The organism is Pyrobaculum islandicum DSM 4184, from assembly GCF_000015205.1.
Taxonomy (GTDB): Archaea; Thermoproteota; Thermoprotei; order Thermoproteales; family Thermoproteaceae; genus Pyrobaculum; species Pyrobaculum islandicum.
This window is the reverse complement of record NC_008701.1, coordinates 436,160-456,073: the sequence shown is the minus strand read 5'-3', so window position 1 is coordinate 456,073 and position 19,914 is coordinate 436,160. Positions and strand designations below refer to the sequence as shown.

The window sequence follows — 19,914 nt, the reverse complement described above, 5'->3', positions numbered from 1 at the left end:
GTGAGCTAAAAGTAGAGAGGGGCCGTAGCTCAGCCAGGCAGAGCGGCGGGCTCCAGACCCGTAGGTCGGGGGTTCAAATCCCTCCGGCCCCACCACTACGGCATCTTTAGTATGAATCTTGCGTCTACTACATACGCTCCTTTCCCCTCTTCAAGTGCTATTACTGGGTTTAAATCGGCTTCTCTTATCTCTGGGTTTTCTTGTACGAGTCGTGAAAACTTTACTAGTATGTCTACAACCGCGGCTACGTCGCGCGGCGGCATGCCTCTATAGCCCGTAAGTATTCTATAGGCTTTTACCTCGCGTATCATTTCCCATGCGTCTTCTTCAGTTATAGGCACTATACGCATGGAGACGTCTTTGTAAACTTCGGTGTATATCCCGCCTAGGCCGAAGAGTATTACGTGGCCAAAAATCTCGTCGTAGACTGTACCTATTATAAGCTCTACGCCTTTTGGCACCATCTTCTGTATTAAGACGCCCTCAAGCTCGGCATATGGCACCTTTTTGATAATTTCCTTAATTTGTACACAAGCCTCTCTGACCTCCCGTTCGTTTGACACCCCTAGGATAACTCCGCCTACATCCGTCTTGTGTACAATCTGTGGAGATACTATTTTTACAGCTACTGGATAGCCTATTTGTTCAGCTAGCTTGACCGCCTCCTCTTCGTCGCGAGCTAGGGCGAAGTCCGGAGTTGGTATTCCATATGCCTTAAGTAGAGCTAGCGCCTCATCTTCTCTCAACTTGTTTCTAGCTTCGGCAAGGGCTTTAGCTACAATTGTGTGTGTCATATTTTTCTTTTCACCTCTGCGTATTTATATAAAGCCCACAGGGCTTTTGCCGCTCTTTCCGGTGTTGGATATACAGGTATTCCATTGTCCTCTAATATGTCTTCAAACTTTTGGACAAGTTCGCTACCGCCGAAGTTGACAACAACAAGAGGCTTGCCATATTTCTTGCTGTTGATTATATACTCTGCGAGGTTTTTCGTAAGACCTGGCACTTGCATTAGAGTAACCACTAGCGCCATGTCGAAAAATGCTGTTGGGAGCAACGTATCTAGCACTATTTTATAGTGTTCGTCTGTGGCGCTTCCAGTTACATCTATAGGGTTTGACACCGCCGCAAATGGGAGAAGCTCTCTCTTTAGCTCGTTGGCTATACTTTCGGGGACTTCGGGCACCTCAAGCCCAAGTGCCTCTAGTGCATCTACCGCTTGTATGCCCATGCCCCCGCTGTCTGTTACAACTAGCACCCGCTTACCGCGTGGAATCGGCTGATAGGCAAGGGCCTTAGCCATGTCAAACATTTCTCTAACAGACGAAGCCTCTATTACTCCTGCCTGTTGGAAAAGTCCGTGGTACATCTCGTATGTCCCAGCCATAGCCGCCGTGTGGCTTTTCACTGCGCGTTGAGCAGCCCTGCCTCTACCTGCTTTATAGACAACCACTGGTTTTTTCGGCACTATTTTTCTTACGCTTTCAAGAAACCTAGAGGCCTCGCCAGGATATTTAAAACCCTCGATATATAGTGTTATTACTTTTATTCTGTCGTCTGCCGCAAAGGCCTCTAGTAGCTCTACCTCTGTTATGTCTATTTTATTGCCGTAGTTTACCATAAGGCCAAGGCCTATTTTTCTCCTAGCAGCCCAGTCCATAATTGCCGCAGCGACTGCGCCGCTTTGGCTAATTAACGCAAGGGGGCCTGGCGGCGGTCTACCGGCTCTATCGGCTGGGAGGAATATTGTATCGAAGTTTGTATATGCGTTGTAAACACCTATGCAGTTGGGGCCTAGTACTCTTATGCCATATTGTTTTGCCACAGCCTTTGTCCAGTTTTCAAGCTCTACATTTCCAGCTTCTGCAAAGCCGCTACTTACTACAATAGCCACTGGGACGCCCTTAAGGCCAGCCTCCTCAAGTATCTTAGGTACAGTAGGCGCGGGCGTTGCTATAACTACGGCGTCTATTGGCGCATCTATCTCCAAGATAGATTTGTAAAATTTAATCCGACGGCCCCAAAGCTCTACTTCGTCATATTTTGGATTTACTGGATATACAACGCCCTTAAATCTAGTGACTAAATTCTCTAGGATAACATATCCGACGGACCCTTGTTTTGTTGACGCTCCTACCAACGCCACGCTCTGGGGGTCGAAAAGTTTAGAAATCACAAGCTATCTATAGCCAATATATAAATATATATGCGTCGTGTAATTAAACGATGGTTTGAAAAATTTAGGCTCTATACCGAGTGTTGATTAGGGTAAATCTGTTGGAGACACTAGGCGCTGGAATAGGCTATTTTGGCGAGTATATATTTGCGAAAGTGTTACAGAAAGTATCCCGCGGTGAGACTATTGCAATGTTAGTTGAGGGTTTATACTCTGCGGATAAGATAGCGCCTCGGGGAACGTCAATGCCGCACGAAAAAGGTCGTGGCGTGTATTCTAAACATGTGCTTTCTGAATGGCCTATACATAAGTCGTGGTTTGTCCCTGTGGTTGAAGACGGCGCGCCTGCAGTGATTTTAGACCCGCCGAGGGGACTTGTGAAATATATAGGGAGGGATACAGAGGGCGTCTACGCCCTACTTCTCTCCTTGGGGCTAAAAGAGTTAAAAGACTATGTATTAAAGGGCGTATCGCCCACGCTCCTAAAAGACTTCGACATTTTTACAGAGACAGATATAGAGATAGCGGCTGTTATCTATGAAAGACTTAGAGGCGAGCCTGATTTTGTCGCATCAGTGATAGAAACGCTTAGAGAGGTGGATTTTCTACTAGTTGAAAATGGGGTGGTCTACCACGTCGAGGTTAAAACCACAATGCGCCCCACAGATCCAAAGCTTAGGAAAAAGAGAACTCTTCTACAGAAGAGACAACAGATAATGGAGAAGTTGGGTTTGAGGCCGGCGCTCGCGGTGGTTATCCCAAGAGAAAATTGGGAGGTTGAGGTATGGTTTGAAAAAAGCTAAGACTTCTTTATCTTCAGTATATCGCCTATTAGTTTGTTGTTAGGTATTAAGATCTTGTTACCCTCGGCATCTTTAACAACAGTGTACATAGCGCCTATGTCTTCGACTATGCCTTCTTGGCCGGCGCCTACAATTTTGTCGCCAATTTTAAACGGCCTTGCGAGAAGTAGAAAGATGCCGGCTACCGCTTGGCTAAGCACTTGCTGAGTTGCAAAGCCTATTACCAATCCGATAAAACCGCCTAAAGCCGCCGCAGCGGCGCCGCCAGAGACGGCGCCTGCTAGAGATGCTACCAGAGCGCCTATGCCCAAAAGTTTTATTAGATTTGCCACAGCCTTTCCGGCGGTCTCTCCCTGTTTTTTAGCAACAGGCAACGCCACAATATCTGCAAACGCTTTTACAATCTGCCACCCAAAGAATAGAGTGAGTAGAATATCGACGTAGACCTTGTAGCTCATCGCATCTTTATATATGTTACTAGTTACAAATTGGAAAGCGTATTGTACAACAGCCATTACAACAATGTACATCATTATCCACAACGCAAGTCTTCCTACCGGATTCATACGCGTCTTTTTTCACTTATTTTTAAATATAACGGTGGTTAGAGAGACACTTCCTATTTATATAGTGCCTGTAGATGTGACGTGTGCCACATCGTTGCCCTCTTGGGCGTCTGTAGTGTAGGCAAGACAACGCTTACATATAGGTTATGGGGCTGTCGATTAGGCCTACTGTAACTCTGCGTCCTGGCGTCTACTGCCTTTATATTGCCAATAGAGAGGTAAATCTCATCGATGTACCAGGGCAGTATGTCATTGAGGTAGTCCAAAACTTTGCCAAGATGTGGACTTTTTATGTAGACAAGGCCGTATATATGTATGATTTACTTCACTACGATACTCTGAAAGCTTTGGTAGAAATACACAGCGACTTGTTAGATAGGGGGATAAAGCCGTTTAAAAGACTAGCTGTCGTGGGAAATAAAATGGATCTCGCGCGTGAATACGGCTTCTATATTGAGGCTGATGAAATCGCTGTAGCGGTAGGAGCACAGGAGATATATTATATATCTGCTTTAAAAGGCGACGCCAGAGACCTAATAAAGGTAGTACTTTAAACAATAAGCTCTAAAGCCACTTGCCGATAGAGCTCCTCTACCTCTTGGATAAACTGTGGTGTATATTCATGCCGTGGGTCGCCACGTTTAACTTCTGTAATTGTGACGTCGAGAATTTTTAATACTTCTTGAGACCGGTCAGTCTCCAGAAGCTTTCTAGCTATTTGATACGCGGAGAACGCCCTTAGATAGGGACAGTCGCAAGTGGGCAGTAGACTAGCGACATCTTCAGACGTCAAAGTAGCTAGAGACGCTAGAACCGTCGCAACGGTCTTGTAATCTTCTTGCGCAACTTCTAGTATCCTCTTTAAAATCGGAGTGGCTTCGCTTGGCACAACGCCATAGTAATGCGCCAGCGCGAATTTTCTAAGAATAGGCGTAGCTACCCTCTCCGCAACTATTTCCATATAGTCTCTATATAGTTTATAAAATTTAACAAGACTTTCTGGATTTTTCTGGACTGTGCTATAAAGAACTTCTATAAACTTCTCTAGACATTGAAGCGGGGCTCTTCTTGCATCTACAGCAGCTAGTTGAGTCAGTAGTTCAATGCCATCTTCAAGACAGCGGGGGGTAGGCGACACAATATGTGTCTCAAGAGTTATTCTCTTATCGCCGCCCAGTGCTTCGATAATTATCTGGGGTACCTCCCCTCTGTAACAAAGATATTTACCTATATCCTCTTTACATATATCTATGCCCAGCGCTATTGAAGCTACTGCCTTAGCTAGATCAATAGCATATCTATAGTCTAGAGTCATAAGGCCTTTGTAAACCGTCCTTATTTTATGTATAGGGCTTCCTTGTATATTAGTACAACGATCTTCTCTAATAGATAGCTTAAGCGATTCCACTACGACGCTTTCCTTAGGCGCAGAAGCCCACTCTGCTATGTCGACAAACTCTTCCTGTGGTTGATATAGCTCTTTTAGTTCTTCAAGTATCTCTTCTCTAGCCGCCGAGTCTAGGGTTGCAGAAGCTCTGCTCAATATATACAGTCTCCTAGAAATTCTATCTGCATTTGAAAGCGGGTGTATAATTGCCGGTGGTATATGTTGGCCCTGTAGACTTAATAAAAGAGGAATAGCTAAGGCTCTGGCGATTTGGCAAGTTGGGAAGAAGAGTTCTCGATATAGTCTGTAGTATATCTTTGCAAGCTCTTTTATAACGTCTTGGTATAACACATCTGGTTTGTATGGGGCGCATCTATTTCTGGCATAGAGCCTACCGCCGTATGTCGCCAAGGCAAAAACTCCACTTAAATCGCTGTGTTTCTGCAAGACGTAGTCTATGTATGGGTCTGGGTTTGAAGTCTTGCAGCCTAGAGCTGCTGCATGTGTAGAAAACACGCTCTTTAATATAGAAGGCACATCTATGTTACGTAGATATTCTGCTATGTCGACAATTTTCGAGTTCTTCTCTATGTATGTCTTACACGGGGAGTAGCGAAACAAGTCATATGGCAATACTAATAACGTCGGTATGTCACGTGTGTTTAGATAAAAGGCGCGGTCTATTATATACTGACACCGCCGTATCCAGGGCACGGCCAACTCGGCTCTTGGGAGATGTGGATTGTCGTAAAACGATATCCCAAGAGGGTCGTAAAACCCCATTGCGTTGGGTACCTCGGGAAGTATTTCGAGCAAGTTGTCAAAAGTGACAACATCTACGCCTAGGTCTATGACTGCGTAATACTCGCTTACAAACTTTGCGGCTATATAACGCGCGAGTACAGATTTGCCAGAGCCGTGAGGCCCCAGTAATACAACCGACGTGCCTATCTTAAGTGCGGCAGAGATACGGTTTTCGAGATCTCTAAACCAGTAAACAAGACGTGACTTGTAGCCCTCTGTAATATTAAGAATATAATACTCATCGCCGTCTCTTGCTATGCCTAAAAGAGAAGTAGACACATGTTCGTCACTTTACAGTTATTTAACTTCATCGATCTTAGATCGTCTCTTCTCCCTTTTCGGTCTCTCGGAGAGGCCGTAGAAGAGAGAGAAGTGGAGTGATAAGTATATAAATTTGAAATCTCCAAACCACCTATGCCTATCACGCTAGATCCTGAGAAGTTGGCTATAGTAATGAAACACAAATTCCAGTATAAGATCTGTAGAGAGTGCGGCGCGCGGAATCCCCCAGATGCGGAGAAATGCCGCCGCTGCCGCTCTAGAAATCTACGGCCTAAGAAGTTTAAGAAGAAGTAACCACATAAAACCTAGGCGGCTCAATTCTCTCACTCTTACAGCGCGGGCATCTACTCGGCTTTTTCAACTTCTCTCTATCTGTAAACTGATAGCCGCACTTTTTACACGTGGCTGGCACTATCACTAGGCGGTACCCCATTCTTTTCAAAGTCCTTCTTACATGTTCTAACTCTTCATATAATTCGTTTGGTTTCAACTCTGTCTGAGCTAACGACTGTAGTTGGTGTATAGTGAGCGGCTCCTTACTCTCAAGCAGAATCTTTATAAGTCGCTCTCTGATGGTTTCCATTACTTTTCAATTACGGCGGACTGAAGCCAGAGAGGCTTATAAACTCCGCCTGGCTTAAGTAGTGCAAAAGTAAATATGTGGAGGTTTTTATCTCCCTCTCTACGGGCCTCAAATCGTATAAATCTCGCTTGTTCAAGCCTCTCGGCGGGGTCGACATTTGCATCTAACAACTGTGTAGTCGTTGGAGTGTATCCGGCAGACCTCAGCTGTTCAATTATACAGTTAACTACATCTAGTGGAGAAGCCCCCGTGCATTGGGCTTTCTCAATTAGCTCTTTCACTTTTGCATGTTCCACACTGTAGTTCATAGTAGAACTTTATCACCTATATAAAAAGATATAGATCAGTTGCTCAGCCCTCCTCATCTGTCAGACCTTGTAAGCGTCTTCACATACATATGTCTAGTGGAATTTAATAAATCTTAGCGATGGTAACATATAAATAGTCCTAAATAGCTATTTATATGGCTTCTAAAACATTAGCCCTTGGGGCTATTGTCGCAGTTGTTATAGCGGCTTTAGCTATACTGTATATAACTCAGCAGCCAAAACCCGCCCAGACTACTGTACAGACTAAGAACGTATATGTGGTATATGACATTGGAGGTAGGGGAGACCTCTCGTTTAATGATATGGCATATCTAGGGGCCTCAAAGGCGGCAAAGGACTTTGGACTTGGCTTGAAGGAGGTACAAAGTAGAACACAAGACGATTATGTGCCTAACTTAAGAGCTGCCGCGAGGTCAGGTGATGCGGCTTTAATAGTTGCTGTAGGTTTCTTAATGACAGACGCCGTTAAACAAGTATCGCAAGAGTATCCAAATGTCAAATTCGCCATTGTTGATGGGTATGTGCCAGATAGGACAAATGTGGTTTCAATACTGTATCGGGAAAACGAGGGCTCGGCTCTCGTTGGTGCTTTGGCGGCGCTTACAGCATATTATTTCAACTGTACAAAAGTCGGTATTGTATTAGGCATGGAGATACCCGTCCTCTGGAAGTTTGAAATTGGGTATGCATACGGCGTGAGATGGGCCGAGCGGTATATCAAACAGAAGTTTGGCAAAGATACAAAGTTTGACATCTTGTACATATATACTGGGTCTTTTAACGACCCCGCCAAGGGTAAACAAGCGGCTGAAGTTATGCTTTCGCAGGGAGTATGTGTGATATATCAGGCTGCAGGCGCTACGGGGTTGGGAGTTTTTGAGGCTGTTGCAGAGGCTGGTAGGAAGGCTGGGAAGAATATGGGGCCGCCTTTTGCAATTGGAGTAGACGCAGATCAGGACTATATTAAGCCAGGCTTTATCCTCGCTTCTATGATGAAGAGAGTAGATGTCGGCGTTTATACTGCAACCAAGATGGCAGTTGAGGGGACATTCAAAGGCGGTGTTTTAGAACTAGGTCTTAAAGAAGGCGGCGTTTCTGTGAGTACACTTGACGATTTGTCGCAGTTTTTAGAAATTGGCATTAAGGCGGGGGCTGTTAGACAGGAGGATGCTCAGAAAATTATTGAGACTGTCAGAGAGATGAGGTCTAAAATACCGGCGTGGATTTGGGATGCTATTGGTATGTTAAGACAAGACATAATCTCTGGCAAAGAGAAAGTGCCTCTGCCCACTACGCAGGACCAAGTTGTTCAACTTAGAAAAGAGCTTGGCCTTGGCAGAGTTAGCTAAATGAAGGTTTTTCTCAGGGAAATACACAAGATTTTTTCAGATGGTACATACGCCCTTAGGGGTGTCTCTCTTGAAATTTTTCCAGGCGAGATTTTGGCATTGTTAGGCGAAAATGGGGCTGGGAAAACAACTCTAATGAAGATATTGGCGGGAGTTTACAGACCTACCTCTGGCGAGATATATGTAAACGACAAGAGGGTGAGGTTTAGAAGTGCGAGAGACGCATTAAAGCTTGGAATTGCTATGGTTCACCAACACCCCTCTCTTATACCTGGACTTACAGCTTTGGAAAATCTGGCTATTTTAGAGGGAGCAAGTTTAAAACCTATATCAACGGTGTTAAAAGAAAGAGCTGTTAAGATATCGGAAGAGCTTGGATTTGAAATTGAGTGGGATAGAGATGTGGAGGAGTTGCCCCTTGGTGTAAGACAGAGAGTTGAAATAGTAAAGGCTCTCTACTGGGGCGCGGATTTGCTTATATTAGACGAGCCTACCACAGTGCTCTCGCCTCCAGAGGTGAGATCTCTTTTCCAAGTAATAAAAAAATTGAGGAGCCTTGGCAAATCGATAGTCTATATCACTCATAAAATACCTGAGGTATTGGAAATAGCTGATCGCGTCGTAGTATTGAGAAGAGGCGTAAAAGTTGCAGAATTTCTTCCTCCCTATGACCCCAGGGGATTAGTTGAATCTATGGTCGGCGAGTTAAAAATAGAACGTGTCGAAAGAATTCAGAAACCGGGGGAAAACTTCGTGCTTGAAGTAGAAGATTTATGGATCTACGAGGGCGGCAGAGCTGTCGTACAAGGCGTGAGTTTTAAAGTGAGAGAGAGGGAGATTTTGGCCGTTGTTGGTGTAGAAGGCAACGGTCAGGAACATTTAGTTGAAGCTATAGTAGGCTTAAGGAGGTGGAGAAGGGGTGTGATCAAAATATACGGCAGACTGGCTTATATCCCCGACGATAGGTTGAGAAAAGCGTTGATACCAGAATTTACGCTTGTTGAAAATGCGATAATTGGTAAAGAGAGTGAGTTTGCAAAAAGAGGGATAATTTCATGGACTTTGGCGAAACAATTTGCGACAAAGCTAATTAAAGAATTTGGCATAGTAGCTCCTGGCCCCAGGGCTTTTGTACGTCACCTATCGGGTGGGAATCAACAAAAACTTGTAGTTGGGCGTGAGCTAAGTAGGGGGGCTAAGCTAATAATAGCGCATCAACCTACACGCGGCTTAGACGTAGCTACGACAGAGTATGTCCATCAGTTGCTTATGAAGGCGAGGAATAACGGAGCAGGCATTTTACTTGTGACAAGCGACTTAGATGAGGCATACAAATTGGCGGACACCATCGCGGTTATCTACAGAGGCAAAATAGTGGCTTTAGGCCCTGTAGAAGAGATGAGGGTAGACCTAGTGGGTAAGAAGATGGCAGGGTTATGAGGATACCTCTTCCATTGTTAGACGTAGTTCTTACGCTTGTCACCGCCTTTGCCATAGGCGCAGTAGTTATGTGGATCTCTGGATACGACCCAATAATGTCGTATAGATCTATGTTATTTACCCCGCTCTTAGACTATACATATTTCTTTTCTGCACTGGCCTTTTCGGCGCCAATAGTTCTAACCGGTCTTACCTTCGCCGTAGGTTTAAGAGCAGGTTTGTTTAACATAGGTGCAGAGGGCCAAGTATATATGGGGGCTTTGGGCGCTGTAGTTGCGGCATATATTACAAAGAGTAGTTTGGCGTTACCTCTTGCGTTGTTTATAGGGTTGACTTTAGCTTGTGTTTGGTCTTTAGTACCTGCTCTTCTTAAAATCTGGAGAGGGGTAAACGAGGTGATAACTACTATAATGATGAATTGGATTGCGTATTGGGTTGTAATAATGGCTGTGTCTACAGTATTTACAAATCCTCTTCAGCCAGAGGAGTCTATAAAAACACCTGAGCCAGCGCGTCTAACGCCGCTAGTAGCTGGGACAGATCTCACGGCGGCAGTTCCGTTGTCTTATATAATAGCTTTGTTTGTTTATATCTTTGTTAAATACAGTGTATGGGGCTATCGAATTTCTATAAGCGGTCAAAACCCAATAGTAGCTAAGTCCTACGGCATTGAGCCTATGCGGTCGATAATGCTGTCGTTTTTAATAGGCGCATTAACGGCGGGCGTTGCCGGCGTTATGCAAGTGGTCGCCAAGCCGCCGTCTTATAGCTTAATGAGAAATCTCGCCAATGTTTATGGCTTAGGTTTCGACGGAATTACCGCAGCTATGTTAGGCCGCGGACATCCCATAGGCGTGGCTATTGCGGCGTTATTCCTCGGCGTTTTACAAGAAGGTGCGAGACATATGCAAATAGAGGCTGGAACGCCCTTTGAGTTTGTGAGGATAATACAAGGCGTTATAATATTGTTATTAGCTATACAGATGTTAAAAAAGACATGACAGAACTACTCCTTCTTCTAATCATACAAGCGCTTTTGGCATCTGTGCCGATTCTTCTCGCTTCTTTAGGCGAGATTCTAATGGAGCGTAGCGGTGTTGTTAACATAGGGCTGGAGGGGATAATGTTACTGGGTGCGTTTGTCGCTCCTCTAGCGGTAGATTATCTCCGTTACCGCGTGGGGATGTGGTTGCCAGACCTCGTATGGCCGATAATTGCTATGTCGGCTGCTATTGCCATAGGCGCCTCAGTGGGATTGATACATGGCTATATCTCAACATATCTAGCCGGCGATCAGATTATCAGCGGAGTTGCAATAAACCTATTTGCGGCGGGGGCTGTGGCCTACGGTATACAAGCTTATTGGGGTGTGGCTGGATATAAACAAGTACCAGATTGGGCAAAGGCAGATCCCATGTGGGTTACTGTTTTTACATTTATCGTTGCGGGGATCATGTGGTATGTCTTATTTAAATCTAGAGTGGGCATTATAATTAGGGCGTGTGGCGAGGATCCAGACTCGGCGTATAACATGGGCATAGATGTATACAAGGTGAGGTTACTCTCTACGATTATTGGGTCGGCATTGGCATCTTTAGCCGGGGCGTATCTAAGCACCGCGTATCTCTCTGTCGTTACAAAGGAGATTTCTGCAGGGAGGGGGTTTATAGCGCTTGCCAACGTTGTATTCTCCAATTGGAATCCCCTGTTGGCCATTGTCGGAGCTTTTATATTTGGCTTTTTTGACGCTTTGTCATATTGGCTACAGACAGTGGGCGTAGCTAGATATGAAATAACTAGGATGATTCCGTATATCGCAACGTTGTTGATAGTTGCGGGAGTAATTGGGAGGGCTAAGCCGCCGAGGGCCGTCGGCAAAGTCTTTAGAAGAGAATAATTAAAATACAAACTGTAGCTAGAGATATGGAAGATTTCAAAAGAGCTATAGAAGAGGTGACAAAGTCGTTTCAAAAAATGATTGAGGAAATTAAAGAAAAGAGAGACTATCATCTCGTTGAAGAAGGCGACGGGATTAGGATAGAGATAGATATGCCGGGGCTTGAGGCTAGCGATATATCTCTTTCGGTAACAAAAGACGGCTCGTTAATTAAGGCCGAGGGCGCTAGAGGAGATAGAAAATATTCAAAACTTATACGTCTGCCAGTTAGGATAGACCCCTCTACAGCATCTGCTTTGTATAAAAACGGCGTGCTTATAATTACGGCTAAGAAAATCAGAGAAGAGGAAATAAAAATCCCAGTCCGTGGCTAGGCGCCTAGTAATCTATATAGCGCAATCGCAAGCTGTCCTGTTGAGCCTATGTCTTTTGCCACGGCGTGGCTCATAATTGCGCCTGGGGGTAGTTCTCTAGGCGAAAACGACAAGTCCGCCCCATGTACTAATAACATAATTTTCCCATCTACCTTCTCTATAGGTTTTGTATCTCTGTCGGGGCGCCCTAATGCATATATAATATCTGGTTTTAAAATATCCACTGCATCGGCTATGTCGTTAAATACTAATACCTCTCCGCCCATTTTAAACGCAAGCTTAAAGAGGTCTCCTATCTGTTGCGCCGCCGCTCCAAACACCTTAATGAGTATAAATCGTTTTAAGCCAAAGCCATATGTAACTTTGGCTAGTTCTAACATCTTTGGCACAGAACTTACATTATATGCTGCCACAAGCACCTCCATGGTTTTAGCTAACCGGCGGCATTTTTATACTTGCGCCTTAGCAGCTATGCAATTCCCCTCGTCACACTCGATAAAAAATGGGGTTTTCTCCAATAGGAGAAGCCCCCTTTTAAATTCGCCTATCTCCTCACTTAGGACGTACGTCTTGCCGCAAATTTCTAGTTCTCTACTGCTAATCTTGAAAGTAAATACGTCGGCACAAGGCGGCAGGCTAAGCTCTATAATTGCTGTGTCACGTATTTGAACTACCTTTATTATCATACTCAGCTAATATCCTCACGGCCTCATTTGCGACTCTTACAGCCTCCTCAACGCCGACTTCTGGAGAAAATTCGTCTGTCTCTCTATTTGCAATTACTGCGTAAACTCCGCCGGCTCTTGCGCCATAGATAGAGGAGAGGGTGTATATAGTTGCGCTTTCCATTTCAAAAGATAGTACTCTGAGAGCTCTCAGAGTTTCTATAAGCCCTTTTGCCCACGGCGGCATAAAACCGCCATACCCAGGCCGTTCTTGGCCAACGTAGAACGAATCTGTAGATGCTACAATGCCGACGTGATATCTAACTTTTAGAGCTTCCGCCGCCTCTATCAGCGCCTTTACTACTAACCAATGGGCAACAGCCGGATACTCCGGCGGCGCATACCATTTTGAAGCTCCATCAAAACGTACTGCGGCGGCTCCAATTATCACGTCGCCTAGTTTTATTTCTCTCCGTAAGGCGCCTGTAGTCCCCACTCTAATAAAGGTGTCTGCGCCGGCGTATAATAACTCTTCGATAGCAATTGCGGTAGAGCCAGAGCCTATTCCAGTAGAAGTGGCTCCAATTTGAACGCCCCTATATGTACCCACCCATGTAACAAACTCTCTATTTTTTGCAACCTCTCTGGCGTTATCCCAATATTTTGCAATAAGCGGCACTCTCCCTGGGTCTCCCGGCAGAAGTACATACCGCGGGACTTCGCCAGGCGCCAACAAGAGGTGATACGCCTTAGCTCCTATCTTAGGTCTTTGTGCCATATATGTGTTTAGCCTTGGTTTTTAATACGTAGTGCCCGTAGGAGATTAATAAGGGAGAGCATACTAGATACAGCATTTAGTACTGTGAAGATAATGTCGCCAAGTATTAATGCATAAACCGTAAGTACGACACTCCCCAGGAGATACAAGAGGGTGAGATCAAGCGGAGGGGGAGGGCTTTTGCGAGCTATATTGACAGCCCAAGCCGAAGCAATTAGAAGTAGCCCAAGGAGGCCCACTATCTGAGTCATATGGCAACCACCCCTGTCTTAGAAATAGAGACCTTGAAATATGTATAGCCGGTTGCCGAAAGTATTTTCTCTACTACGGTCTCGTCTTTAGGTAGTATTAACACCACGCCGCCTCTGCCAGCTCCACTAATTTTTCCGCCATAGACAAACGTCTTAAGTAAATCTAAGAGCGTCATCACTCTGTTGTCTACAACTCCAAGAGCTCCCAGTAGCCAATTGTTTAAAATCATTAACTCTCCGACACAATTTAAATCGCCGCGTCTTAAACACCCCTCTGCCTCCTCCACCACCTCGCCTATTGCATTAATTACAGATTGTGCAGAACGCCGTCTATCCAATAGAGCTTTTACGTCAGCTACAATTTCGCCAGTTGTGCCTCTGCGGGGGAGTACCACTATGTAAAACTGTGGAAGAGACACGTCTAGTTTTTCAACTCGAAAGGGGTGAGCCCAGATTTTTAAAACCCCCCCTATCGCCACAGCGGTAGTGTCCATAGGCGATGCAATTCCCTGTACATTAAGCTCCACTTGATGTCCAAGCTTGGCGAGTTCCTCTTTACTAACTTCAACGTTGGCGCATAAAGAGTATGCTTTTAAAATGCCTACAGAAACGGCGGCTGATGTCGCAGCGCCTATGCTAGGCGGAAGTTCGCTTTTTATAGAAAACCTAGCCTTAAGCTTGCCCCATCTTTCTCTAGCAATTTTAAGAGCGGTATTTACATATGCAAAAAAACGTTCTGCGCCTAAAGCCTCTAAACGCCCCTCTTCTGGGAGGTACACAAGCGTAGATGGCGTGCCTATTGACTCGATAATGAGACGGTCGCTTTTTTCACACTCTATGAAAACTCCTCTGTCAATTGTAGTTGCTATAGCCGGCTTGCCGTATACAACGGCGTGTTCTCCAAATAATTTTACAACGCCGGGTGCAAAAACCTTTACCATTTAAAAGAGAGACGCCAAAGATCCCGCGATTTCCTCCTCGCTAGGTCCCTCCTTTTTCTCCTCGGCGCTCTCTTTTGGAGTTTCAGTAGGTTGTATCGGTTGTTGTGACGTAGGTTGTGGCACTGTTGACACAGATAGACCGAGTTCCGGTGCCTTAGATGCAACTAAAGCCGCCAAGGAGTTAGCCTCTGCAATTGCTCTGCTTAATAACATTGGTAACGTCTCTCTAGTCACTACGCCGAGTCTAGCTGCAAGAGCAACTGCCCTCATATGAGCCGCCGGTATAACTATTTGCAATACCTCTCTAGTTGGGTAGACTATGTTAAGCGCTAAATTCTTTGCATAAACAGCTGCGGCTTCAAATAGCTCTTTGTACTTACCGACGTCTACGGCAAGCTCGGCTATTTCTACAAATCTCTTGCCCTTCCAAATAACGCCTATAAGCCTTAGTTGTTCAAATATAGGCTCTATCCCAACTACTCTGAGAACCTCAGCTATTTCTGGCGTAATCTCTTGACCGGCTTTGGCAACTACAGTATCTTTTACAATCCAGATCTTACCTTCTTGAACTCTAGTGGGGATTTTCAATTTGCCGAATTTAGAAATTATAGGGCCTGGCGATGCGTTTGTAGGACCTGCTGGGACGACTATATCAAAAGGCGCTTTGTCTCCAGGCTTGGCGGCTCTTCTAACGCTATTTTCAGCGATTATTTTAATAACCTCTGCAGGGTTGGCATTTGTGAAAAAGAAGCCTATTTCGCCCCGGACTTTTTCTGCGATATCTATTGGCACACCTCCGTAGGCTTTAGTAAACGCGATTTTAAATAACGTAGGCTTTATAATCTTAATCTGACCATATGGTCTTAACCTATATCTGTATTCGTGTAGAATTCTGGCAGAAAGCCCGTGTAGGTCAAATAGAAAGATATATTGATAGCGTTTTAATAAATCTATGGCCTCTTCTACTATTTTAACCTTACGCCGTGGATATGGCTTAGTTCTTACATATCTCCTCTTGCCTATGGCGAGCATCAAAACGAAGAACTTGCTGTATTTAAATAATTTAGCGAACTAAAACCTCCAGAGCCCTAGCGACTACGGGAGGCCCCATTGTCTTTTTGATATAGATCCCCCTTAAGTGTTGGCGTAGTGGGAACCTCCTATTGAGTTCCTCAAGTATTACAAGGATATTTTCTAAAATCTCTTCAGGCTTCTGGGTCTCAGATCCAACTCTGACTTTTACCACGGCCTCGTTTCTAAGCCTAACTCTTACAGACCGCTTTAGTCTTTCTACAAGCGCTTTTATGTCTACATTAGGCGGTGCGACCTCCGGCATTTTGCCTCTGGGGCCAAATATGGGACCTATCACTCTGCCTAGCAAAGGCATTAGATCAGGCGGAGCTATAAAGAAGTCGTATTGTTTTGCAAGTTTTCTAATAGCTCTCTTATTCCCAGCTAAAGACTCTATTTGATCTCTTGTAATTATCGCGTCTACGCCGGCATTTTTAGCTTGTGTTTCAAATGCGCCATGCGCAAAGGCAGCTACTTTGTTAGGCTTAGGTGGATGGGGGAGCTCAACCAATAGATTTATACGATTCTCAGGCTTGTTCAAATCCACATCTCTTAATACTACAATAAGCTCTACGCTCTGTCTAAACCTTCTCGGCTTTCCGTTTCTCAACGCCTCTTTAATCTTTGAAAGTAGAACCTCTTTATTAATTACGGCGCTCATTGCGACCACAGTTTTTCAAATTTATTAATTATTTCGTCGTATTTCCCTGCGTCTACTTCCTTAATAACTTCGCCAGCCGGTTTCCCATCTACTGTAATTCCCATTGCCTTACATGTACTAAGTAGTTGTTTTATCGCCGATTTTAGACTCTTAGATTTAAGCTCGTCTTTCTTAAATATTGCAATTTCGACAAGCTGGTCAAATGACAAGTTTCCAATAACTTCATTTCTGGAGTCGTGAGCGCCGGTGTCTTTTCCAAGTATTTTTAAGAATAAGTCGCCTATTGGCGGAAGATATATCTTAACCTCGTATCTAGACGGCGAAAAGACCTCTAACTCTACCTTCTGGATAGGGTATTTGCTGTATCTCTTCAACTCTTCTTGTATTTTTTGAACAACGGCGTTTGGGTCAAGGCCTATCTGTTTAAGTGAGTCTTGAAACTGTGGATTTACAGCAACTTTACCGCCTTGTAACGGCACAGTTATAACGCGTTTAGACATCGGCCTCTCAAAGGGCTTAGTATTAAAGCTTTATCCTTGTGACGCCTTCTTTACTAACTTCACTTCGTTAATTCTGAGATCTAGGGGCATGGGGAAGGCGCTGTCTAGAAGCTCTACGCGCACAATTCCCTTTTCTCTGTCTACAAAGGTAACCCTCCCCCTACTCCCCTTTAATACATCTGCGATAATTTCTACCTCGTCGTTTATATCTATTTCAACGGCGGGTTTTGTAGGCCTTACCACCCTTAATACCTCTTCTACATTTGTCACTCCCCTCATAATTCCTTTGATATGTTTCACACCGTAGATGGCACGGCTGACTGCGGGAAGAGACTCGCCCTCTATAAATAAAATCCCAAAAGGCTCGGGGGGTACCACAATAGAATATATTGGAATTTTGTTAGACTCTATGCGCATCTTTAATACTATCACTATGTTGTACTCTTGCCGTGAAACGGCGCTGACGCTATAAACAGGGCACCTCTCTTGCGACATCACCTCAACTTAGCCATGAGATATATCAGCCCTACTAAGATCACCCCTATAGACACAAGCGCGGTAACAGTCTCTTTTATAGGATCGCCTAATGTTGGAACTGTTTGTTTGTAAACAGCGCTGTTGATATAAACGCCAGCTAAGTGAAAGACTAACTGAAACGCCCCGGCGACAAATGCTAGAAGAACCAAAAATCTCGCTGTAAGTTTAAACTCCTCTTCATCGGGTTTTGTTGCCGTAGAAATAACCCACTTAATATCTCTCCAGATATTTGCTATCTTCTCTTGTAACGACGACACATGCTATAATTCGTAATATTATAAAAGCTTGCCGCTGTAGAGACACGGCATTTCTGACTGCGCTCCTGTCTTAGAGGGCGAGGTTTCTCCTCGCCAACGCCTTCATTAGTAATTAGGCCACCTCTGACATGGGGTCATTGGTCATGGGGTCAAGCGGCCCTCCTTCAGCGTCTCATGGGGCAGCCCCGCTTTACGCCACTTCCGACGGGGTTATGGGCAGGTATCTCGGCGGGGGCGTCTTCCCGCTGGGGCGATCTGAGGGGTTAGTTGACTCGTCTTGCTGTACGCAACGCCGATGTTTGAGTCTTTTTTCCTCACCTTCCTATGTTGATTGTCGAGATTAAAAGTCTGTCCTAGAGGCAAGACTTTCGGTTGTAAAAGTCGTTTGTGTCTCGGGTAACACACGGCAACAAGTATAATACCCTCGCTTACAGCTACCTTGTAGAAATACAAACTCTTGGAAGAGCTAAACGCTGAGAGAACTAGGAGGTTAGGTTAAGGCTAATAGCTGACTTATATACTCTGCTTTGGAAAACTTTACCAAGTCTCTGTAAGTTTGGCCAACGCCTAGGAAATATACTGGCCTCTTCAATACATATATAAAGGTAAGAATAGAGCCGCCTTTTGGATATGCATCTACCTTAGTAGCTATCATACCATCTATATTGACATATTTAGAGTAATATTTAGCTATTTCTAATGCCTCGTTGCCTAACTGTGCGTCAAATACAAAAATTGAGCGGTGGGGCTCTGCCACGCGCTGTATTTTTCTAAGCTCATCCATTAGGTTTGTATCAGTGTGCATACGCCCTGCAGTATCTATAAGTACAAAGTGGTACCCCCTGGATTTAGCGTGTTGAATGGCGTCGTAAGCAACTGCAGCGGGGTCAGAGCCGTAGGCGCCTCCCACAACTCTAAATCCAACTCTCCTTCCATGCTCCTCTAATTGTTCTCTTGCTCCTGCTCTAAACGTATCGGCGGCAGCGGCTACAACTCTAAACCCCATTTCCTGTAGGTGAAATGCCAATTTTGCCAACGTAGTGGTTTTTCCATAGCCATTGGGCCCGAGAAACATTACGACAAATGGCCTAGTCTTTTCAAGCATTTCTCTTGCCTCTTTATAGAAGTCTACGTCAGGCACGTCGCCAAGTACATTGAGTAGAGCTTCATATACGGCTTTTTTAACTGCGGCCTCTCTATCTCCAAATCTCGGCACTTTAATCCCCACAAGCCTCTTCTTAAGTTCTTCAACTACTGCGTCGGCGACATCAACAGCAACATCACTATCTACCAAGTCGAAATATAAATCGGAGAGAAGTTTTTCGGCATCGCGCTCATCAAGTTTCTCTTCTTTTACAACACTAACTACAGACTCTACAAACTTAGAGAATGTTTTTTTAAGTTTTTCAAACATTACTTAATACCTAGCCTCTCTAGAACCTGGCGAATTTGGGCCGCTCTTTCTATAAGCTTCTCTATATTTTCTTCAAGAGAGGTCTTTACCTTAGAGTACTCGTCTATCCTCTCTTTTAGAATTCTTTCGGCATTTTCTAGATCTAAAAAGGCATGATAGCCGGCGCCAAGAGGAGTGAGAACTTCTCTTGCGTTAAATGTGCCCAATACAAAAAGACCGGCTCCTATATGAACAAGTCTCTCTCCGCCTTCCGTTTTCAACAGCCTTACGCCATCTAGTGCAGTAGTAAGCTCCTCAAGAAGCTCAGATACTGTGGTATGTTGAGCTTGAAGTGTAGCTAAGAGTTCATTAATGACTTGATATTCCTCAAGAAGTCTCTGGACATCTTGTCGAGACATATTAATACTTGATAACTCGGTCTATCGCCATTAGCATCTTTACACTGTCTGAACGAGCTTCTTCTGGCTGTACTGCTGTAACTTCTCTTATCTTTATCTGTACTCTCGAAAGCTTGTGTCTACTGCCGATGAGAGAATACACCTTTTCAATTGCGTCGTAAGGCTTCTCGGCCGTTACCTCTATTTTAAACTTCATACCTGTGGTAGTTTCGCCAACTATGCGGTAAATCTTAGGCATGTCGTATAGAGACGCAAAACCTTAAAAAATTTACCGTCTGTGCGCGTTACGACATACTCATTCTTCTTCTCTGTGTCTTTCTTCTTGCCTCTCTCGGCGCTTTTTCTGCCCCTCTTCTTGCCCGCGCCTTTCTTTGGCCCTCCCCCCCTCTATCCTCCGTTTTCATGTAAAATTATTGTTTTTAAGCTCCTGCTGTGCTGTAGACGGCGGCTT

26 protein-coding genes, 1 tRNA gene and 1 pseudogene are annotated in these 19,914 nt (G+C 44.7%); 9 read left to right on the top strand and 19 right to left on the bottom strand.

Annotated elements, in window-relative coordinates:
* Positions 1–18: 18 nt before the first annotated feature.
* A tRNA-Trp gene (locus tag PISL_RS02490) sits at positions 19–95 on the top strand.
* Here the strand turns inward: PISL_RS02490 and PISL_RS02485 are convergent.
* Together PISL_RS02485 and PISL_RS02480 are read right to left on the bottom strand one after the other, a co-directional pair.
* Positions 96–794 carry an acetate--CoA ligase family protein gene (locus PISL_RS02485; RefSeq protein WP_011762240.1) on the bottom strand — a complete coding sequence of 233 codons (699 nt, stop codon included), beginning with the start codon at positions 792–794 and terminating at the stop codon, positions 96–98.
* The gene (locus tag PISL_RS02480; protein WP_011762239.1) at positions 791–2,176 is read right to left on the bottom strand and encodes an acetate--CoA ligase family protein; all 1,386 of its coding nucleotides are present in this window, start codon (positions 2,174–2,176) and stop codon (positions 791–793) included. The genes PISL_RS02485 and PISL_RS02480 overlap by 4 nt, the downstream gene beginning before the upstream one ends.
* Positions 2,177–2,256: 80 nt before the next feature.
* On the opposite strand from PISL_RS02480, the gene PISL_RS02475 reads away from it, so the two are divergent.
* A complete protein-coding gene (locus PISL_RS02475) occupies positions 2,257–2,979 on the top strand; it encodes a hypothetical protein (protein WP_011762238.1) in 723 nt (240 codons plus the stop codon).
* Here PISL_RS02475 and PISL_RS02470 read toward each other — a convergent pair.
* Positions 2,976–3,545: a mechanosensitive ion channel domain-containing protein gene (locus PISL_RS02470; protein ID WP_011762237.1), complete on the bottom strand. Its 570-nt coding sequence runs from the start codon at positions 3,543–3,545 to the stop codon at positions 2,976–2,978. The two genes, PISL_RS02475 and PISL_RS02470, sit on opposite strands and share 4 nt — an antisense overlap.
* 81 nt (positions 3,546–3,626) lie before the next feature.
* Here PISL_RS02470 and PISL_RS02465 point away from each other — a divergent pair.
* A pseudogene (locus PISL_RS02465) lies at positions 3,627–4,099 on the top strand (Rab family GTPase).
* Here PISL_RS02465 and PISL_RS02460 read toward each other — a convergent pair.
* Positions 4,096–6,015 carry a hypothetical protein gene (locus PISL_RS02460; RefSeq protein ID WP_011762235.1) on the bottom strand — a complete coding sequence of 640 codons (1,920 nt, stop codon included), beginning with the start codon at positions 6,013–6,015 and terminating at the stop codon, positions 4,096–4,098. The pseudogene PISL_RS02465 and the gene PISL_RS02460 overlap by 4 nt on opposite strands.
* Before the next feature lie 135 nt (positions 6,016–6,150).
* Between PISL_RS02460 and PISL_RS02455 the strand changes: the two genes are divergently transcribed.
* Positions 6,151–6,312, top strand: a complete 162-nt coding sequence (locus PISL_RS02455; RefSeq protein WP_011762234.1) for a 50S ribosomal protein L40e — start codon at positions 6,151–6,153, stop codon at positions 6,310–6,312.
* On the opposite strand, the gene PISL_RS02450 is transcribed toward PISL_RS02455, so the two are convergent.
* Together PISL_RS02450 and PISL_RS02445 are read right to left on the bottom strand one after the other, a co-directional pair.
* The gene (locus PISL_RS02450) at positions 6,299–6,601 is read right to left on the bottom strand and encodes a transcriptional regulator (protein WP_011762233.1); all 303 of its coding nucleotides are present in this window, start codon (positions 6,599–6,601) and stop codon (positions 6,299–6,301) included. The genes PISL_RS02455 and PISL_RS02450 overlap by 14 nt on opposite strands.
* The gene (locus tag PISL_RS02445) at positions 6,601–6,909 is read right to left on the bottom strand and encodes a hypothetical protein (protein ID WP_011762232.1); all 309 of its coding nucleotides are present in this window, start codon (positions 6,907–6,909) and stop codon (positions 6,601–6,603) included. The genes PISL_RS02450 and PISL_RS02445 overlap by 1 nt, the downstream gene beginning before the upstream one ends.
* A gap of 155 nt (positions 6,910–7,064) precedes the next feature.
* Between PISL_RS02445 and PISL_RS02440 the strand changes: the two genes are divergently transcribed.
* Genes PISL_RS02440 through PISL_RS02420 form a run of 5 tightly spaced genes read left to right on the top strand, consistent with a single transcriptional unit; the run spans position 7,065 to position 11,990 of the window.
* Positions 7,065–8,279 carry a BMP family lipoprotein gene (locus tag PISL_RS02440; RefSeq protein ID WP_011762231.1) on the top strand — a complete coding sequence of 405 codons (1,215 nt, stop codon included), beginning with the start codon at positions 7,065–7,067 and terminating at the stop codon, positions 8,277–8,279.
* On the top strand, positions 8,280–9,719 hold the full coding sequence (locus PISL_RS02435; RefSeq protein ID WP_011762230.1) for an ABC transporter ATP-binding protein: 1,440 nt from the start codon (positions 8,280–8,282) through the stop codon (positions 9,717–9,719).
* The gene (locus PISL_RS02430; protein ID WP_011762229.1) at positions 9,716–10,720 is read left to right on the top strand and encodes an ABC transporter permease; all 1,005 of its coding nucleotides are present in this window, start codon (positions 9,716–9,718) and stop codon (positions 10,718–10,720) included. Before PISL_RS02435 ends, PISL_RS02430 begins: the two co-directional genes overlap by 4 nt.
* Positions 10,717–11,616: an ABC transporter permease gene (locus PISL_RS02425; RefSeq protein ID WP_011762228.1), complete on the top strand. Its 900-nt coding sequence runs from the start codon at positions 10,717–10,719 to the stop codon at positions 11,614–11,616. The genes PISL_RS02430 and PISL_RS02425 overlap by 4 nt, the downstream gene beginning before the upstream one ends.
* Before the next feature lie 26 nt (positions 11,617–11,642).
* Positions 11,643–11,990 carry an Hsp20/alpha crystallin family protein gene (locus tag PISL_RS02420; RefSeq protein WP_011762227.1) on the top strand — a complete coding sequence of 116 codons (348 nt, stop codon included), beginning with the start codon at positions 11,643–11,645 and terminating at the stop codon, positions 11,988–11,990.
* On the opposite strand, the gene PISL_RS02415 is transcribed toward PISL_RS02420, so the two are convergent.
* The 13 genes from PISL_RS02415 to rpl18a all read right to left on the bottom strand — a co-directional run bounded on the left by PISL_RS02415 (position 11,987) and on the right by rpl18a (position 19,701).
* Entirely contained in the window at positions 11,987–12,415 is a 429-nt protein-coding gene (locus tag PISL_RS02415; protein WP_011762226.1) for a RecB-family nuclease, read from the bottom strand. The two genes, PISL_RS02420 and PISL_RS02415, sit on opposite strands and share 4 nt — an antisense overlap.
* A 24-nt stretch (positions 12,416–12,439) precedes the next feature.
* Positions 12,440–12,676 carry a hypothetical protein gene (locus tag PISL_RS02410; protein ID WP_011762225.1) on the bottom strand — a complete coding sequence of 79 codons (237 nt, stop codon included), beginning with the start codon at positions 12,674–12,676 and terminating at the stop codon, positions 12,440–12,442.
* A complete protein-coding gene (gene udp / locus PISL_RS02405; protein ID WP_011762224.1) occupies positions 12,648–13,433 on the bottom strand; it encodes a uridine phosphorylase in 786 nt (261 codons plus the stop codon). The genes PISL_RS02410 and udp overlap by 29 nt, the downstream gene beginning before the upstream one ends.
* An 8-nt stretch (positions 13,434–13,441) precedes the next feature.
* The gene (locus PISL_RS02400) at positions 13,442–13,684 is read right to left on the bottom strand and encodes a hypothetical protein (protein WP_011762223.1); all 243 of its coding nucleotides are present in this window, start codon (positions 13,682–13,684) and stop codon (positions 13,442–13,444) included.
* Positions 13,681–14,625 carry a mevalonate kinase gene (gene mvk / locus PISL_RS02395; protein ID WP_011762222.1) on the bottom strand — a complete coding sequence of 315 codons (945 nt, stop codon included), beginning with the start codon at positions 14,623–14,625 and terminating at the stop codon, positions 13,681–13,683. Before mvk ends, PISL_RS02400 begins: the two co-directional genes overlap by 4 nt.
* Positions 14,626–15,657, bottom strand: a complete 1,032-nt coding sequence (locus tag PISL_RS02390; RefSeq protein ID WP_011762221.1) for a 50S ribosomal protein L10 — start codon at positions 15,655–15,657, stop codon at positions 14,626–14,628.
* 31 nt (positions 15,658–15,688) lie between these two features.
* The gene (locus tag PISL_RS02385) at positions 15,689–16,357 is read right to left on the bottom strand and encodes a 50S ribosomal protein L1 (RefSeq protein ID WP_011762220.1); all 669 of its coding nucleotides are present in this window, start codon (positions 16,355–16,357) and stop codon (positions 15,689–15,691) included.
* Positions 16,354–16,857, bottom strand: coding sequence for a 50S ribosomal protein L11 (locus tag PISL_RS02380; protein WP_011762219.1), 504 nt, complete (start codon positions 16,855–16,857; stop codon positions 16,354–16,356). Before PISL_RS02380 ends, PISL_RS02385 begins: the two co-directional genes overlap by 4 nt.
* Before the next feature lie 30 nt (positions 16,858–16,887).
* On the bottom strand, positions 16,888–17,352 hold the full coding sequence (locus PISL_RS02375; RefSeq protein ID WP_011762218.1) for a transcription elongation factor Spt5: 465 nt from the start codon (positions 17,350–17,352) through the stop codon (positions 16,888–16,890).
* The gene (locus PISL_RS02370; protein WP_011762217.1) at positions 17,352–17,651 is read right to left on the bottom strand and encodes a hypothetical protein; all 300 of its coding nucleotides are present in this window, start codon (positions 17,649–17,651) and stop codon (positions 17,352–17,354) included. The genes PISL_RS02375 and PISL_RS02370 overlap by 1 nt, the downstream gene beginning before the upstream one ends.
* A gap of 490 nt (positions 17,652–18,141) precedes the next feature.
* Positions 18,142–19,065, bottom strand: coding sequence for a signal recognition particle-docking protein FtsY (gene ftsY, locus PISL_RS02365; RefSeq protein WP_011762216.1), 924 nt, complete (start codon positions 19,063–19,065; stop codon positions 18,142–18,144).
* A complete protein-coding gene (pfdA, locus tag PISL_RS02360) occupies positions 19,065–19,463 on the bottom strand; it encodes a prefoldin subunit alpha (RefSeq protein ID WP_011762215.1) in 399 nt (132 codons plus the stop codon). The genes ftsY and pfdA overlap by 1 nt, the downstream gene beginning before the upstream one ends.
* A gap of 1 nt (position 19,464) precedes the next feature.
* Entirely contained in the window at positions 19,465–19,701 is a 237-nt protein-coding gene (rpl18a, locus tag PISL_RS02355) for a 50S ribosomal protein L18Ae (RefSeq protein WP_011762214.1), read from the bottom strand.
* Positions 19,702–19,914: the final 213 nt, after the last annotated feature.

Bases quoted from the DNA above. Each gene is read 5' to 3' on its own strand.
- PISL_RS02390 (WP_011762221.1), bottom strand. From the start codon at position 15,657: ATGCTCGCCATAGGCAAGAGGAGATATGTAAGAACTAAGCCATATCCA.
- pfdA (WP_011762215.1), bottom strand. From the start codon at position 19,463: ATGTCTCGACAAGATGTCCAGAGACTTCTTGAGGAATATCAAGTCATT.
- PISL_RS02380 (WP_011762219.1), bottom strand. From the start codon at position 16,857: ATGTCTAAACGCGTTATAACTGTGCCGTTACAAGGCGGTAAAGTTGCT.
- mvk (WP_011762222.1), bottom strand. From the start codon at position 14,625: ATGGTAAAGGTTTTTGCACCCGGCGTTGTAAAATTATTTGGAGAACAC.
- PISL_RS02440 (WP_011762231.1), top strand. From the start codon at position 7,065: ATGGCTTCTAAAACATTAGCCCTTGGGGCTATTGTCGCAGTTGTTATA.
- ftsY (WP_011762216.1), bottom strand. From the start codon at position 19,065: ATGTTTGAAAAACTTAAAAAAACATTCTCTAAGTTTGTAGAGTCTGTA.
- PISL_RS02375 (WP_011762218.1), bottom strand. From the start codon at position 17,352: ATGTCGCAAGAGAGGTGCCCTGTTTATAGCGTCAGCGCCGTTTCACGG.
- PISL_RS02420 (WP_011762227.1), top strand. From the start codon at position 11,643: ATGGAAGATTTCAAAAGAGCTATAGAAGAGGTGACAAAGTCGTTTCAA.
- udp (WP_011762224.1), bottom strand. From the start codon at position 13,433: ATGGCACAAAGACCTAAGATAGGAGCTAAGGCGTATCACCTCTTGTTG.
- PISL_RS02485 (WP_011762240.1), bottom strand. From the start codon at position 794: ATGACACACACAATTGTAGCTAAAGCCCTTGCCGAAGCTAGAAACAAG.
- PISL_RS02425 (WP_011762228.1), top strand. From the start codon at position 10,717: ATGACAGAACTACTCCTTCTTCTAATCATACAAGCGCTTTTGGCATCT.
- PISL_RS02400 (WP_011762223.1), bottom strand. From the start codon at position 13,684: ATGACTCAGATAGTGGGCCTCCTTGGGCTACTTCTAATTGCTTCGGCT.
- PISL_RS02430 (WP_011762229.1), top strand. From the start codon at position 9,716: ATGAGGATACCTCTTCCATTGTTAGACGTAGTTCTTACGCTTGTCACC.
- PISL_RS02410 (WP_011762225.1), bottom strand. From the start codon at position 12,676: ATGATAATAAAGGTAGTTCAAATACGTGACACAGCAATTATAGAGCTT.
- PISL_RS02470 (WP_011762237.1), bottom strand. From the start codon at position 3,545: ATGAATCCGGTAGGAAGACTTGCGTTGTGGATAATGATGTACATTGTT.
- PISL_RS02445 (WP_011762232.1), bottom strand. From the start codon at position 6,909: ATGAACTACAGTGTGGAACATGCAAAAGTGAAAGAGCTAATTGAGAAA.
- PISL_RS02385 (WP_011762220.1), bottom strand. From the start codon at position 16,357: ATGAGCGCCGTAATTAATAAAGAGGTTCTACTTTCAAAGATTAAAGAG.
- PISL_RS02435 (WP_011762230.1), top strand. From the start codon at position 8,280: ATGAAGGTTTTTCTCAGGGAAATACACAAGATTTTTTCAGATGGTACA.
- PISL_RS02415 (WP_011762226.1), bottom strand. From the start codon at position 12,415: ATGGAGGTGCTTGTGGCAGCATATAATGTAAGTTCTGTGCCAAAGATG.
- rpl18a (WP_011762214.1), bottom strand. From the start codon at position 19,701: ATGCCTAAGATTTACCGCATAGTTGGCGAAACTACCACAGGTATGAAG.
- PISL_RS02450 (WP_011762233.1), bottom strand. From the start codon at position 6,601: ATGGAAACCATCAGAGAGCGACTTATAAAGATTCTGCTTGAGAGTAAG.
- PISL_RS02455 (WP_011762234.1), top strand. From the start codon at position 6,151: ATGCCTATCACGCTAGATCCTGAGAAGTTGGCTATAGTAATGAAACAC.